This window comes from Arthrobacter oryzae (assembly GCF_037911235.1).
GTDB lineage: Bacteria > Actinomycetota > Actinomycetes > Actinomycetales > Micrococcaceae > Arthrobacter > Arthrobacter oryzae_E.
Map to the genome: position 1 here is coordinate 17053 of NZ_JBBLYW010000048.1, position 14880 is coordinate 31932.

Below are 14880 nucleotides of genomic sequence, written 5' to 3' on the forward strand. Positions count from 1 at the left end.
CAAAACAGTGGCAGAAATGCCCAAAAAGCTATAATTTCTGCCACAATGGATACATGCTCAAATCAGTGGCTGTGATCGTTGTTCCCGGCTTCTCCATCTTCGAGTTCGGGACCGCCTTCGAGGTGTTCGGCATCGACAGGTCGGCCCGGGGGACCGGTGTGCCGGCTTTCGATTTCCGCGTCTGCACGCCGGAACCGGGCGATGTCCGGCTCAAGAGCGGGCTGTCCCTGCACGTCGAGCGGGGGCTGGAAGCGGCCGCCGATGCTGACCTGGTGATCATGGCTCCCTACGGCCATGACCAGGATGTCCCGGAGGAAGTATTGGACGCACTGCGCGCCGCCCATGCCCGCGGCGCCTGGGTGATGTCCATTTGTTCGGGCGCCTTCGCCCTCGCGCGTGCCGGCCTGCTCGACGGCCGGCGCTGCACCACGCACTGGCACTACTCCCCGGAACTGGCCAGCCGCTACCCGGCTGCGCTGGTGGACGAGAACGTCCTCTACGTCCAGGACGGCCGCATCATCAGCAGCGCAGGCACCGCGGCAGGCATCGATGCCTGCCTTCACCTGGTGAGGGTGGAACTCGGAGCAGGGGTGGCGGCCAGCATTGCCCGCGACATGGTGGTCCCGCCCCATCGCGACGGCGGGCAGGCCCAGTTCATCGACCGACCCATTCCTGCCTGCGGCTCACAGCCCATGGAGGAGCTGCTGCAGTGGATGGTCCGCAACCTGGAACACGAGCACACTGTCAACGAGCTTGCGGCGCGGGTGCACATGTCGCCGCGGACGTTCGCACGCCGCTTCCGGTCCGAAACGGGGGCCACTCCCGCCGCATGGCTTAACTCCCAGCGTGTGCTGCGCGCGCAGGAACTCCTCGAATCCACGGAGCTGAACATTGACGAGATTGCCCGCGAGTCAGGGTTCGGCCATTCCGTGCTGCTCCGGCACCATTTCGGCAAAGTGCTTGCCACAAGCCCGCAGTCCTACCGGCGGGCGTTCCGCGGCCATCTGGAACCCGCGGTCTAACCCGGGCGGCGCTCGCTGTTCCGTGCGGCTTCGGCCGCTGCCCGGGTGTTGTCGACCAGGACCCGCCACGGGCCGGTGACGGCCTGCTCCGGAAGGGTGGCGCGGCGCTGGCCGGCCTTGATGGAATACGTGAACCTGTCCGGCTGCCCGCCTGCCTCCGCGGAGCGCGGGACGGCATCCCAGGGGCAGGCCTCAACGAGCGGCTCCCAGCGGCTCTTGTCCGTGGGGGTGGTGGCCTGAACGCTCCAGACCCGCTTGAGCGCAGCAATCCCGCCGCTGCGCTGGACAGTGATCTTCATGGCCTGGTTCCTGTGCTTCCGGTACTGCCTGGCCGCCGGCTGACCGCTCCGGCGGCGATCCAGTTACAGCTTTACCTTCACAGTTTCCCACGCCTTCCGGACGGCGTCATGCTCCGGGGAACCGGTGCCGTAAAGCTCCGAAGCCGACGCGGCAGTGGCCTTGGCGAACTTGGTGAACGTGGCGTTGGCAGGCAGGGAACCGCCGGTGAGCGTGTCGTACCAGATCCGGCCCGGGGTTTCCCACGCGTTGCCGCCAAGCGTAGACGCCACGAGGTAGAACGCGCGGTTGGGGATGCCGGAGTTGATGTGCACCCCGCCGTTGTCCGCACTGGTCCGTACATAGGAGTCCATGGAGTCCGGTTGCGGATCCTTGCCCAGCACGTCGTCGTCGTAGGCTGTGCCGGGGGCCTTCAGCGACCTCAGGGCGGCGCCCTGCACCTGCTCCGTGAACAGGCCCTCGCCGATCAGCCAGCTGGCCTCCGAAGCAGGCTGCCGCGCAACGTACTGTTCCACGAGGGCGCCGAACACGTCGGACAGGGATTCGTTGATGGCGCCGGCCTGGTTCCGGTAGACGAGTCCGGCCGAGTGCTGTGTCACGCCGTGGGCCAGTTCGTGGCCGATGACGCTGAGGGACCGGGTGAACCGCTGGAAGATTTCGCCGTCGCCGTCGCCGAACACCATCTGGTGTCCGTCCCAGAAAGCGTTGTCATAGAGCTTGCCGAAGTGCACGGTGGCATCAAGGGGGAGCCCCTGGCCGTCGATCGAGTTCCGGCCGAAAGCCTCGGCGTACAGGCGGTGGGTGTGGCCCAGGCCGTCGTAGGCCTCGTCCGCGGACGAATCGCCCGTGACGGGTTCCCCCTCCTTGCGGACCACCTGGCCGGGCAACGACTCGGAGGTCCTGGCGTCGTACACCGTGCGGTTCGGCGGACCGGGCTGGAGCTGCCGGAGTCCGGACGGGACGTGCGGCAGCGGAAGCGCGCGGGTCGCCTGGATGGACCTGACATGGAGCAGCGCCTCCTTTGCCGCCCGGGCCACCGCGTACAGGCGGGGTTCATGCTGTGCCGCAAGGCGCCGCAGCAGGTAGGGCGGGATGATGGAGCAGTACATGAAGGTCCCCTTTACTCGTCGGCGATGGAATCAGCCTACGAGGGGGTGCCGACATTGCGGGCGGACACGCTTTAAGCAGGAAACCCCGCCAGCTGGGCTGGCGGGGTTTGTCTGTGCCCTCGATAGGATTCGAACCTACGACCTTCTGCTCCGGAGGCAGACGCTCTATCCCCTGAGCTACGAGGGCATTCAGGGTTCCTGCCGTTGCCGGCGGGACGTCCTAGAGCTTAGCAGGAAGGTGGCCTCCAAAGGAAAATCGGGTCGGAAACAGCGGTCAGTACCCTGCAAACGAGTCGGTGCGGATGCGCCGGGCACCGGCAGCGCGGGCGGCTGCCCGCAGGGTGCGGACGCTGGCGGGCGAGCCGGAGATGAACACTTCGCGGACGGCGATGTCCGGAACAAGTTCCTTGAGCGCCGCGCCGTCGAGCCGCTCGGGCGGGCGGGAGACCTTGCCGGCGTCTTCCATGAACGACGGCGGCGCGGAGCCGTCGGAGAGCCGGGCAAGAACCCGTGCGCCGGACTGTTCCAGCGCCTCCGCGTACGCGAGTTCCGCCGCTGACTTGGCCAGGTACAGGAGGACGACGTCGCGGTTCCTCGCCGCACCTGCGGCCAGCTGGGCGAGGTAGGGCGTGATGCCGATTCCCGCCGCGACCAGCAGGACCGGCCCGTCCTGCCCGCGGGGCAGGATGAAGTCGCCGCCCACCGCGGTAGCCGTCACCAGGTCCCCGGGCCGCAGCGCCAGCAGGGCGCGTTTGGCGGCGGACACCGGCTCGGCTGTACCCACTCCGATGGTCACCTCCGGGGCGTCGGGGGCGCTGGTCAGGCTGAAGACCCGGCGCCGGCCCCTGCCGTCCGACCTGGCATGGGGCAGGTGCAGTTCCATGTACTGTCCCGGCGCGAACCGGAGCGCGCGTTCGGGCCGGAACCTGAATTCCGTCGTCGTCGGCGTCAGGGGCCGCGATTCCTGGAAGTTCAGGCGGACGCCGCCGCGCTGCCCGGCCAGGAAGGCAAGCAAGTTCCCCGCAAGCAGCGCCAGTTCGGGCGAGTTCGCCACGAAACCCAGGTTGTAGGGGACGGCAAAGACAACGCCGACGACGGCGGCGAGCGCCAGCTGCTGCCAGCGCCGGGGCGGCAGGGTCAGCGGTTCGGTCAGCATGAACCCCACGAAGAAAAGCACGGGGCGCTGCGCGAGCGGCTGCCAGAGTGCCTGGCCCGGTGACATCCCCGCGCGGAGGAGTTCAGTGGCCACGATGGATACGGAAACCGCCGTGAACACGGTACCCATCAGCATCTTCCGGGTGCGGTACAGCACCAGCAGGATGCCGGGGACAATGAGGAAGAGCATCGGGGGAGTGGCCGCCCACCACGTGGCGATGTTCAGCCCGGTCAGCCCTGCCACGAAGGCCCCCGCGGCGGCCGGATTGAAGATGTGCCGGCCCCGCCAGGCCAGGGCGTACTTTGAGGCCGAGGCGAGGACGCAGGCGAGGGCCACGCCGGCAACATCCAGTGCTTTGAAACTGGGCCAGAACAGGAAATACAGCAACAGCCCGGTGATCAGTGAAGATTCCGAATGCGGCCTGACGCGGAACAGCGCCGCCAGTCCGCGGTTCGAGGCGTAGGTCAGTCCCAGGCACAGCGCCAGATGGGTGAGCATTTCGGGGATGCCGAACGTCAGCCAGCCCAGGACGTTGAGCAGCAGGCTGTAGGCGGCCAGAGCCGCAAGCACCCACAACACCAGGCGGTACATGGTGAAGCGGTTCAAGGACGTGTCCATCCGCCGGATCATGGAATTCATTCGAACAGCACTCCTTCGAAACCTGCTGAATAGGCGGCACTTCCGTCCGAGAAGACCGTAAGCCAGGAGAACTCAAAATCCTGCTGAAGCGCCTTGCCGGAAACGAAGAACAGCGCCGTGGCGAGGGCGTCGGCTGTCATGGCATCACCCGCCAGCGCCCACGTCGCAACCACGGTGCTGACGGGCTTTCCCGTGGTGCCGTCCAGGACATGGTGGAGCCCGTCGCCCCACGCCCGGCGGTTGGCAGCGGACGCGCACAGTGCGCCCGTACCCAGACTGATGGTGCCGATGGCCCGGCCGGGATCGTACGGATGTTCCAGGCCCACGGTCACCGCGGCGGGTCCGGAATTGAGGAGGTCGCCGCTGGCGTCGATGAAGTGCTCGCCGACGCCCTGCGCCCGGAGTTCCGCTGCGAGCAGGTCTGCCAGTTGCCCCTTGCCGGCCGCGCCGACGTCCAGCACCACGGGAGCGGTGGTGGTCAACACGGCGTCCTGCCAGTCCAGCACGTCGTCCCACCGCGGGGCGGGCAGCGGGATGCCGCGGGGCCGCAGCGAGTAGGCGGGGTCGTAGCCCAGCTGTTCCAGGCTGCCGCCGACCAGGGGCGTCATGGCGCCGTCCGTCAGCCGGTAGAGGCTTCTGTACAGGCGGCCCAGCGCGCCCGCACCATCCGGCATGATGAAACGGCCGGGCTGCCTCGCCGCCCGCGCCACGGTCGAATCAGTCCTGAAACGTGACCACGCGGCGTCGTACTCCTCCACTACCGCCAGCAGCCGGCGGCGCTGGCCGACCTCCAAGGGGCCGGGCGTAGAAACTTCCCAGCTGGTTCCGATTCCGTCGAAACTGAACGCTGCCCAGCCCGGGTGCGGCACGTGATCTCCCTCTGACGCGGCGACGGGCTTACTGGGCCTCGGACTTGATCTTCTCCACGGCCTGGTTGAAGCCGCCGCTGGTGAGCGAGGACCCGGCAACCTTGGACACGGTCAGTTCATCCAGCTTCTTTCCCACAATCTGCGCTGCGATTCCGCCGGCGAACTCGCCCTGGAACTTCCGGGTGTTGGGGTTGGACGGATGCTGGGTGATGTTCACACCGGACACGGTCCCGCCGGACAAGGTCAGCTCAACGCCCACGGTTTCCGTGCCGTTGGGGGAAACATAGTTTCCGTCGGCACTGTAGGTGCCGTCCTTGTAGCCGGACGCGGCCGACGACGAGTCGCCCGTGCCGGCCGCGGGGGTGCTGCTTGCCGAACCGGTGGAGGCCGCAGGTGCCTGGGCGGACGGCGCGCAGCCGGCCAGGGTTCCGATCAGGGATATGCCGGCGATGCCGACGAAGAGGCTCTTGCGTACCGGAAAGCTCATGCAGGGGGCTCGTTTCGTGTGGTGGCGGGTAGATGCAGGCACTTACAGGATGGACAACGTTGGAATCAGCGTAATGGTTCAGCCTGTGACCAAGCCCATGTACTCCTGTGCGCTTCACGGCGCGACTTCACGGGGTCATCGCGTTGCCCCGATTCCGCGGCTTTTGCGGGCCACCGGTAGGCTAGATACGTGACTCCCGAAGAACTCTCCCTCGCCATATCCGCCTGCCTGAAAGACGCCGTCGCCGCCGGTGAAATCACTCTTTCCGCATCAGCCGTGCCGGACGAGGTGCGCGTGGAGCGGCCCAAGAACCGGGACCACGGAGACTGGGCCACGAACATTGCCCTCCAGCTGTCCAAGCAGGCCGGCGTCAATCCCCGGGACTTCGCAACCATCCTCAGCGCACGGCTCAAGGGCATCCAGGGCGTTTCGGCCGTGGACATCGCAGGTCCGGGCTTCCTGAACATCACGGTCGACGCCGCGGCCGCGGGCGCACTCGCCAGGGCCATCGTGGAAGCGGGTCCGGAGTACGGCACCAACTCGGCGCTCGCCGGCCACGTGGTCAACATGGAATTCGTCTCCGCCAACCCCACCGGGCCGCTGCACATCGGCCACACCAGGTGGGCCGCCCTTGGTGACTCCATCGCCCGGGTGCTCCGTGCCTCCGGCGCGAAGGTCACCGCCGAGTACTACATCAACGACGCCGGATCCCAGATGAACGTCTTTGCCCATTCCGTGCTGTCCCGGCTGCACGGCCGCGGTGTGCCGGAGGGCGGCTACCCGGGCCAGTACATTTCCGATTTGGGCCACCACGTCCTGACCGAACACCCGGACATCCGGGAACTGACCGACGTCGCGGCGCTGCCGGTCATCCGCGGCGCGGCATACAAGGCGCAGATGAAGGACATCAAGGACACCCTCGCAGACTTCGGCGTTGCGTTTGACGTCTACTTCTCGGAGCAGGAACTGCACGACGCCGGCGCCATCGAAAGTGCCGTCGCCCGCCTCCGCGAGCAGGGCCACGTGTTCGACGACGGCGGCGCCGTCTGGCTGCGCACCACGGACTTCGGTGACGACAAGGACCGCGTGATGATCCGCGCGAACGGCGAACCGACGTATTTTGCAGCCGACGCGGCGTACTACCTGTCCAAGAAGGACCGCGGCTACGACCAGAAAATCTACCTGCTGGGAGCGGACCACCACGGCTACATCAACCGGCTGAAGGCGATCGCCGCTGCCGCCGGAGACGATCCCGAGGCCAACATCGAGGTGCTGATCGGCCAGCTCGTGTCCGTGAACGGTGCCAAGCTGTCCAAGCGCGCAGGCAACATCATCGAGCTCAAGGACCTCATCTCCTGGCTGGGCAAGGACGCCGTGCGCTACTCGCTGGCGCGCTTCCCGGCGGACTCGCCGCTCACCCTGGATCCCGAGCTGCTGAAAAAGCACAGCAACGAGAACCCGGTGTTCTACGTCCAGTACGCCCATGCCCGCTCCCGCGGCGCTGCCCGCAACGCCGTGGCGGCCGGAGTCGAGCGCACCATTGACGGGAAAGACGTGTTTGACGCGGCACTCCTGGACCACCCCACCGAGAACGAACTGCTGTCCTACCTGGGCAGCTACCCGTCCATCGTGGCCAAGGCCGCCGAACTGCGTGAACCGCACCGGGTGGCCCGCCACCTGGAGCTCATCGCCGGCGCCTACCACCGCTGGTATGACGCCTGCCGCATGGCGCCGCAGGGTGACGAGCCCGTCACCGACGTCAACCGCACGCGGCTGTGGCTCAACGACGCCACCAGCCAGGTGCTGGCCAACGGACTGGACCTGCTTGGCGTTTCGGCGCCGGAACGGATGTGACCCCATGTCAGGACAGCCCGAGAACTCCTCGGATTACGCATCCCCGCTGGCCCCGGAATGGCTTGCCGTCCCGGCAGACCTCAATGCGCTCCAGGAGCCCATGTGGGCCGCCGGGGTTGCCCGGAACGACGCCGGTGAACTCGCCATCGACGGCATTCCCGTCAGTGAGCTCCAGCGGCAGTTCGGCACCCCGCTGTTCGTGATGAGCGAGAACGACTTCAGGGCCCGTGCCCGTGCGTTCAGCGACGCCTTCAACGATGCCTTCGCCGACATCTGCGGGGGAGTGGACGTGTACTACGCCGGGAAGTCGTTCCTGTGCACCGCCGTCGTCCGATGGGTGGAGGAAGAAGGGCTGCGGCTGGACACAGCGTCCGGCGGGGAACTCGCCGTCGCGAACCGCGCAGGCATCCCCGGAGCTGACGTCGCCCTGCACGGCAACAACAAATCCGACGCCGAGATCCACCGTGCCCTGGACATGAAGCTGGGCCGGATCGTGGTGGACAGCCTTGCGGAGCTGGAGCGCGTCGCCAAGATTGCATCGGCCCGCGGCGAAACAGCCAAGGTGATGCTGCGGCTCACCCCCGGAGTGCATGCGCACACGCACGAATTCATCGCGACGGCCCATGAGGACCAGAAGTTCGGCCTGTCCATGGCCGGGGATACAACGGACCAGGCCGGCCTGTCCGCTGCCGAGGAGGCCGTGGCCGCCGCCACGAGCTATCACAGCATCGAGCTCCTGGGCCTGCACTGCCATATCGGCTCGCAGATCTTCGAACCGGACGGCTTCGCGCTGGCGGCCGTGAAGCTCCTGCATTTCCTCGCGGCAATGCAGGAGAAGTACTCCATCGTCCTGCCTGAACTGGACCTCGGCGGCGGATACGGCATCGCCTACACGCCGGTGGACACCCCGCGCCCTCCTGCCGAAATCGCGAAGGCGATGGCCGCCGTCGTGCGTTCCACGTGCGCCGAACTGGGCATCACGGCTCCCCGGATCTCGATCGAGCCGGGACGCGCCATCGTGGGCAGCACCACGTTCACGCTCTACGAAGTGGGAACGCTCAAGACCGTCCGCGTTGACGCGCCCGCCGCCGCTGACGGGGAAACCGGTGAAACCGGCGAATCAGGCGCTGAAAACGTTACGTACCCGCGCCGCTATGTGTCGGTGGACGGCGGCATGAGCGACAACGCCCGCCCGGTGCTCTACGACGCGGATTATTCGGCGGTTGTGGCGTCGCGGACCTCCGGCGCTGCGCCGCAATTGTCCCGCGTAGTGGGCAAACATTGCGAGAGCGGCGACATAGTTGTTAGAGATGTATATCTGCCCGAGGACGTGGCAGCCGGTGATCTGCTCGCTGTACCGGGGACCGGCGCCTACTGCTGGGCCCTCTCCAGCAACTACAACTATCTGGCCCGGCCGGGCGTTGTCGCTGTGCGCGACGGATCAGCCCGGCTGATTGTCCGCGGGGAAACCGAACAAGATCTGCTGAACCGCGACATGGGAGTCTGAATGACTGAATTGCGAACCCTGAAGGTGGCCCTGCTGGGCTGTGGCAACGTAGGGGCCCAGGTGGCGCGGATTCTGATTGATGACGCCGACGCGCTGGCCGCCCGCACCGGAGCCCGCCTGGAGCTTGCCGGCATCGCCGTGCGCACCATTGATGCTCCGCGTGACGTTGAGCTGCCGCGTGAACTTTTCACCACGGACGCAGACACCCTGGTCAAGGACGCCGACCTCGTCATCGAACTCATGGGCGGCATCGAACCCGCCCGCTCCCTGATCCTTGCCGCCATCGAGAACGGCGCCTGCGTTGTCACCGGGAACAAGGCCCTCCTGGCCCAGGACGGCCCCACGCTCTATGAGGCGGCGGACAAGGCCGGCGTCCAGCTGTCCTACGAAGCGGCCGTAGCCGGCGCCATCCCTATCCTGCGCCCCATCCGCGACAGCCTCTCCGGCGACCACATCACCCGGGTGCTGGGCATCGTGAACGGCACCACCAACTTCATCCTTGACCAGATGGACACCACCGGCGCGCAGTTCGAGGATGCCCTGGCCGAGGCGCAGCGCCTTGGCTACGCCGAGGCGGATCCCACGGCCGACGTCGGAGGCCTTGACGCCGCGGCCAAGGCAGCCATCCTGGCCTCGCTGTCCTTCCACACCCGCTTCGACCTCGAGAACGTCCACTGCGAAGGCATCACGGGAGTCAGTGCGGCGGACATCGCAGCGGCCAAGGACGCCGGATTTGTCATCAAGCTCCTGGCCATCGCCGAGAAACTGACCGCCGCAGACGGAAGCGAGGGCGTCTCCGTCCGCGTGCACCCCACGCTGCTGCCCCGCGAACACCCGCTGGCCGCCGTCCACGGTGCCTTCAACGCCGTCTTCATCGAAGCCGAGAACGCCGGTGAGCTGATGTTCTACGGCCAGGGGGCCGGCGGCACCCCGACGGCGTCGGCCGTCCTCGGAGACCTCGTCTCCGCCGCCCGCCGTATTGTCCTGGGCGGGCCGGCCCAGACCGAGACCACCATCGGCCAGGTCCCCGCGCTGCCCATCGATGCCGTCAACACGAGCTACTACATCGGGCTGGACGTTGCCGACCAGCCGGGTGTGCTGGCAAAGATCGCCCAACTGTTCGCGGAGCACGGCGTGTCCATCGAGATCATGCGCCAGACCATCCACCGTGATGCCGACTCCAAGGTGGAATCGGCTGAACTGCGGATCGTCACCCACCGCGCAACCGAAGCTGCACTGGCAGCAACCGTCCAGGCCGTGAAGGGCCTCGACGTCATCAATTCCGTTACATCCGTACTGCGGGTAGAAGGAGTCTAAGTGGCTCACCAATGGCGCGGTGTCATCCGCGAATACGCTGATCGTTTGCCCGTAACGGAAAGCACCAAGGTCATTACCCTCGGTGAGGGCGGCACGCCGCTTGTCCATGCGCAGAAGCTCTCCGAGCTGACCGGCTCCACCGTGTACCTCAAGGTGGAAGGCATGAACCCCACAGGCTCGTTCAAGGACCGTGGCATGACCATGGCCATGACCGCCGCAGTAGCCTCCGGGGCCGAGGCCGTGGTGTGCGCCTCCACCGGCAACACCTCCGCCTCCGCGGCCGCCTACGCTACGGCAGCGGGCCTCAAATGCGCCGTGCTTGTCCCTGAGGGCAAGATCTCCATGGGCAAGCTCAGCCAGGCGATTGCCCATGGTGCCACCTTGCTGCAGGTGGACGGCAACTTCGACAACTGCCTGGACATCGCCCGCAAGCTGGGGGAGTCCTACCCGGTGTTCCTGGTGAACTCGGTCAACCCTGCCCGGATCCAGGGTCAGAAGACCGGGGCCTTCGAAGTGGTGGACGCACTCGGTGACGCCCCGGACATCCATGTCCTCCCGGTGGGCAACGCCGGCAACATCACCGCGTACTGGAAGGGCTACAAGGAATACTCCGCGCCCTTCGAATCCGATACCGCCGGGACGCTCCCTCCTGTGTCCACCAGGACCCCGCAGATGTGGGGCTTCCAGGCCGCCGGCGCCGCCCCCTTCGTGGCGGGCCACCCCATCACCGAGCCGGACACCATCGCCACGGCCATCCGGATAGGGAACCCGGCGTCCTGGGACGGCGCCATTGCCGCCCGCGACGAGTCCGGCGGTTTCATCGACTCCGTCACCGACGACGAGATCCTGGCAGCGCACCGCTGGCTGTCCGCCAAGGAAGGCGTCTTCGTCGAGCCCGGTTCCGCCGCCGGCGTTGCCGGACTCATCAAGAAGCATGCGGCGGGTGAGGTTCCCGCAGGCAAGACCATCGTGATCACCGTCACCGGCCACGGCCTGAAGGACCCGCAGTGGGCGTTGCGCACCGAGGACGGCAGTGATGTCCAGCCCGTCAAGGTGTCCAACGATGTGGTCACCGTGGCCGCCGAGCTTGGCCTGGAAGAAAAATAGCCTTGGAAACCACCCTCACCGTCCCGGCCGAGTCTGCCGAAGGCGCACCGGCGGTCCCGGCCGGGCAGCTGGTGACCGTCCGCGTGCCCGCCACCAGCGCGAACCTCGGCCCGGGCTATGACAGCCTGGGACTGGCCCTGTCGCTCCACGACACCCTGACCGTGGAAACCCTGGGCAGTGGGGAACTGGAGTTCGAACTTAGCGGCGAAGGTGCGGAAACGCTCCCGCGCGATGCAAGCCACCTGGTGGTCAGGGCCATCACCGAGGCACTGCACCGGCTGGGCTTCCGGCACGAGGGCCTCAGGATCACCGCCGACAACGTCAACCCCCACGGCCGCGGCCTGGGTTCCTCGGCGTCAGCTGTGGTGGCTGCGGTCACGGCGGCGAATGCGCTCGTTCCGGAGTCCTCCCGCCGCGGCAAGGACTGGATCCTGCAGCTCACCAGCGAAATGGAAGGCCATCCGGACAACGTCGCACCGGCAATATTCGGCGGGCTGGCGCTGTCATGGCAGGACAGTGACCAGTACAGCAGCACCTGCGCCACCGTGGCGGATTCGGTGATTCCCGTCGTCGCGGTGCCTGATTACGAGCTGTCCACCGAGGCGGCCCGCGCGCTCCTGCCGGCGTCGGTGGGACACCATGCGGCCGCCATGAACTCGGGCCGCGCTGCGCTGCTGATCCACGCACTCACCAGCAAGCCGGAATTCCTCCTAGCCGGGACGGAAGACTACCTGCACCAGAGCTACCGCGCGGAGGCCATGCGCCCCAGCGCGGACCTGATCCGTGCACTGCGCTACGCCGGCCACGCGGCCGTTGTTTCCGGGGCCGGCCCCACCGTCCTGGTGCTCGCCAACGGGGAAGAACAGGCCGCCTCCGTGGTGAACTTCATCGGGGCCTATACCCGGGCCAACACGCCGGAGGTGGGATGGCGCGTGATGAAGCTCGCGGTGGACGTTGAAGGTGCTAAAGTGGGAGTGCACCGGCGGTAATCCCGCAGGCAGTTAGTCAAAAGCAGGCAGTTCGTCAAAAGAACCTGAACCGCAGTCAAAAGGACCCGATGTTGGCCATGGTGCCTGTCTGTTCGTTTGCTGCTTTGACTTCAACTGCGCAACAGTCTCCGGTGCCGCCTGCTTGGTCTGTCGCAGGAATCTGCAGAATCGCTCTGCACCCCTGAACCGTCAGTCCGCCATTCCGGTCTCTTCTTGGAATGTTCGAGGCGTATCAGTATCCGGCCCTGCTGGCCGAATTCCATCCGGCAAGGCCGAAATCCGGCTGCAGATCTGAACTGCAGCCCAGATCAAATCATCGCGTCCAGCTCCCAGTCTGGACGCCGTCGAGGGGGAAGGATCCTTCGTGACCGAAACCACTGAGCTGTCTCCAGCTGTGGACATATCTTCTGCTGCCGAGTTGTCGGCAGCACCCGCCAAGAGCAGCGGCCTTGCAGGCCTTAAGCTCGCCCAGCTGCAGGCCCTCGCCAGCCAGCTGGGTATCTCCGGCGGATCCCGCATGCGTAAGGGCGATCTGGTGACCGCCATTTCCGCCCATCGTGCGGGCACTTCGGCCACCAAGGCTCCAGCCAAGGGTGCCGAGAAGACCGGCGAAACCATCTCGTCGCGGGCATCCGTTCCCGCTGCAGGTGCGCCTGCGGCAGAAACACCGGACTCCGGTGAAGCTCCTGCGCAGGAAGGCACCCGTGCCCGGCGCGGCCGCAGCCGCCGCGCGGGCAGCGACGGCGTTGTCACCGCTCCCGCCACCGAGGCTCAGGCCCCGGAATCTGCCCCCGTTGAGGCTCCTGCAGCCCAGCCGGCTCCCGAAGCGGGCCAGGCCCCTGTCTCCGAGGGTGCTGCACCCGAAGCTGCAGAGCGCCGCCAGCCCCGTACCCGGAACCGACGCCGCGGCGAAGCGGCAGCCCAGGCCCCGGCCGCGCAGGGTGAGGCCCAGGCCGAGGCTCCTGCGGAACAGCGCGGTGCAGAACAGCGCGGTGCTGAACAGCGCGGTGGCGAGCAGCGCGGTGCTGAACAGCGCGGTGGCGAGCAGCGCGGTGCTGACCAGGGCGGCGAAGCAGCCGACGCCGGCCAGCGCAACGAACGCCAGGCAACCCGCACCCGTGGCGGCCGCGACGGCGGAGACACCCGCGACACCCGCGACAGCGACGATGCAGACGGCGGAAGCCGCCGCAACCGCCGCAACCGCCGTGACCGCAACGACCGCTCCGGCGGCCCGGACACCCGCGACAACTCGCGCAACGACCGCTTCCGCGACCGGAACGACCGCCGTCGTGGACGCGCCCAGGGACCGGACGTCGACGACGTCGAGGTCACCGAGGACGACGTCCTGCTGCCGGTCGCCGGCATCCTGGACGTCCTGGAGAACTACGCGTTCATCCGCACCTCCGGCTACCTTCCGGGCCCGAACGACGTCTACGTTTCCCTCGCCCAGGTCAAGAAGTACAACCTGCGCAAGGGCGACGCCGTAGTCGGCGCCATCCGTGCACCGCGCGAAGGCGAAGACCGCAGCCAGCAGTCCGCCCGCCAGAAGTTCAACGCCCTGGTCCGCGTCACCTCCGTCAACGGCAAGACCCCCGAGGAACTCAAGGACCGCGTCGAGTTCGCGAAGCTCGTCCCGCTGTACCCCTCCGAGCGCCTGCGCCTCGAGACGGACCCCAAGAAGATCGGCCCCCGCGTCATCGACCTGGTTGCCCCGATCGGCAAGGGCCAGCGCGGCCTGATCGTTTCGCCGCCAAAGGCCGGCAAGACGCTCATCCTGCAGTCCATCGCCAACGCCATCACCACCAACAATCCTGAGGTCCACCTCATGATGGTGCTCGTTGACGAACGTCCTGAAGAAGTCACGGACATGCAGCGCACCGTCAAGGGTGAGGTCATCGCCTCCACCTTCGACCGTCCCGCCGACGACCACACCACCGTGGCCGAACTCTCCATCGAACGCGCCAAGCGGCTGGTGGAAATGGGCATGGACGTTGTGGTGCTCCTCGACTCCATGACCCGCCTGGGCCGTGCCTACAACCTGGCAGCACCGGCCTCGGGCCGCATCCTGTCCGGTGGCGTCGACTCCGCAGCGCTGTACCCGCCGAAGCGCTTCTTCGGTGCAGCCCGCAACATCGAAAACGGCGGCTCGCTCACCATCCTGGCCACTGCCCTCGTCGAGACCGGTTCCAAGATGGACGAAGTCATCTTCGAAGAGTTCAAAGGCACCGGCAACATGGAACTGCGCCTGTCCCGCCAGCTCGCGGACAAGCGCATCTTCCCGGCAGTGGACGTCAACGCGTCCGGCACCCGCCGCGAAGAGAACCTGCTTTCCCCCGAGGAAGTCAAGATCATGTGGAAGCTGCGCCGCGTCCTCTCCGGACTCGAAACGCAGCAGAGCCTTGAGCTGCTGACCAACAAGATCCGGGAGACCCAGAGCAACGTCGAGTTCCTCATGCAGGTCCAGAAGACGACGCTTGGTGCGAAGTCGGATAACGACAAATAGCTACGTTTACCGCTCAAAGTGTGC

The 14880-nt window shown here is 66.9% G+C and carries 12 protein-coding genes and 1 tRNA gene; 7 read left to right on the forward strand and 6 right to left on the reverse strand.

What is annotated here, in order from left to right; genetic code table 11:
• Positions 1 to 53: 53 nt before the first annotated feature.
• Positions 54 to 1022 (forward strand): GlxA family transcriptional regulator, encoded by a 969-nt coding sequence (locus WMN78_RS13430; RefSeq protein ID WP_340534211.1) that lies wholly within the window; start codon positions 54 to 56, stop codon positions 1020 to 1022.
• Here WMN78_RS13430 and WMN78_RS13435 read toward each other — a convergent pair.
• From WMN78_RS13435 to WMN78_RS13460, 6 genes are all read right to left on the reverse strand, one after another.
• Entirely contained in the window at positions 1019 to 1321 is a 303-nt protein-coding gene (locus tag WMN78_RS13435; protein WP_340534212.1) for a protealysin inhibitor emfourin, read from the reverse strand. The two genes, WMN78_RS13430 and WMN78_RS13435, sit on opposite strands and share 4 nt — an antisense overlap.
• Positions 1322 to 1384: 63 nt before the next feature.
• Positions 1385 to 2428, reverse strand: coding sequence for a M4 family metallopeptidase (locus WMN78_RS13440; RefSeq protein ID WP_340534213.1), 1044 nt, complete (start codon positions 2426 to 2428; stop codon positions 1385 to 1387).
• Between the two features lie 114 nt (positions 2429 to 2542).
• Positions 2543 to 2615 (reverse strand) — tRNA-Arg (locus tag WMN78_RS13445).
• A gap of 87 nt (positions 2616 to 2702) precedes the next feature.
• Positions 2703 to 4214, reverse strand: coding sequence for an oxidoreductase (locus WMN78_RS13450; protein WP_340534291.1), 1512 nt, complete (start codon positions 4212 to 4214; stop codon positions 2703 to 2705).
• A 5-nt stretch (positions 4215 to 4219) separates the two neighbouring features.
• Positions 4220 to 5092 carry an FAD:protein FMN transferase gene (locus WMN78_RS13455; RefSeq protein ID WP_340534214.1) on the reverse strand — a complete coding sequence of 291 codons (873 nt, stop codon included), beginning with the start codon at positions 5090 to 5092 and terminating at the stop codon, positions 4220 to 4222.
• A gap of 28 nt (positions 5093 to 5120) precedes the next feature.
• A complete protein-coding gene (locus tag WMN78_RS13460) occupies positions 5121 to 5579 on the reverse strand; it encodes an FMN-binding protein (protein WP_340534215.1) in 459 nt (152 codons plus the stop codon).
• A 189-nt stretch (positions 5580 to 5768) separates the two neighbouring features.
• Here WMN78_RS13460 and argS point away from each other — a divergent pair, with 189 nt between their 5' ends.
• From argS to rho, 6 genes are all read left to right on the forward strand, one after another.
• Positions 5769 to 7433 (forward strand): arginine--tRNA ligase, encoded by a 1665-nt coding sequence (argS, locus tag WMN78_RS13465; RefSeq protein ID WP_340534216.1) that lies wholly within the window; start codon positions 5769 to 5771, stop codon positions 7431 to 7433.
• A gap of 4 nt (positions 7434 to 7437) precedes the next feature.
• The gene (lysA, locus tag WMN78_RS13470) at positions 7438 to 8940 is read left to right on the forward strand and encodes a diaminopimelate decarboxylase (protein ID WP_340534217.1); all 1503 of its coding nucleotides are present in this window, start codon (positions 7438 to 7440) and stop codon (positions 8938 to 8940) included.
• Entirely contained in the window at positions 8941 to 10257 is a 1317-nt protein-coding gene (locus WMN78_RS13475) for a homoserine dehydrogenase (RefSeq protein WP_340534219.1), read from the forward strand.
• On the forward strand, positions 10258 to 11364 hold the full coding sequence (gene thrC / locus WMN78_RS13480; RefSeq protein WP_340534220.1) for a threonine synthase: 1107 nt from the start codon (positions 10258 to 10260) through the stop codon (positions 11362 to 11364).
• Positions 11365 to 11366: 2 nt separating this feature from the next.
• Positions 11367 to 12353, forward strand: coding sequence for a homoserine kinase (gene thrB, locus WMN78_RS13485; RefSeq protein ID WP_340534221.1), 987 nt, complete (start codon positions 11367 to 11369; stop codon positions 12351 to 12353).
• A gap of 364 nt (positions 12354 to 12717) precedes the next feature.
• Positions 12718 to 14856, forward strand: coding sequence for a transcription termination factor Rho (rho, locus tag WMN78_RS13490; RefSeq protein ID WP_340534222.1), 2139 nt, complete (start codon positions 12718 to 12720; stop codon positions 14854 to 14856).
• Positions 14857 to 14880: the final 24 nt, after the last annotated feature.

What these genes read in the sequence shown, in the direction of transcription:
- WMN78_RS13435 (WP_340534212.1), bottom strand. Translation starts at nt 1,321, where the DNA reads ATGAAGATCACTGTCCAGCGCAGCGGCGGGATTGCTGCGCTCAAGCGG.
- WMN78_RS13475 (WP_340534219.1), top strand. Translation starts at nt 8,941, where the DNA reads ATGACTGAATTGCGAACCCTGAAGGTGGCCCTGCTGGGCTGTGGCAAC.
- lysA (WP_340534217.1), top strand. Translation starts at nt 7,438, where the DNA reads ATGTCAGGACAGCCCGAGAACTCCTCGGATTACGCATCCCCGCTGGCC.
- WMN78_RS13460 (WP_340534215.1), bottom strand. Translation starts at nt 5,579, where the DNA reads ATGAGCTTTCCGGTACGCAAGAGCCTCTTCGTCGGCATCGCCGGCATA.
- WMN78_RS13430 (WP_340534211.1), top strand. Translation starts at nt 54, where the DNA reads ATGCTCAAATCAGTGGCTGTGATCGTTGTTCCCGGCTTCTCCATCTTC.
- WMN78_RS13450 (WP_340534291.1), bottom strand. Translation starts at nt 4,214, where the DNA reads ATGATCCGGCGGATGGACACGTCCTTGAACCGCTTCACCATGTACCGC.
- WMN78_RS13440 (WP_340534213.1), bottom strand. Translation starts at nt 2,428, where the DNA reads ATGTACTGCTCCATCATCCCGCCCTACCTGCTGCGGCGCCTTGCGGCA.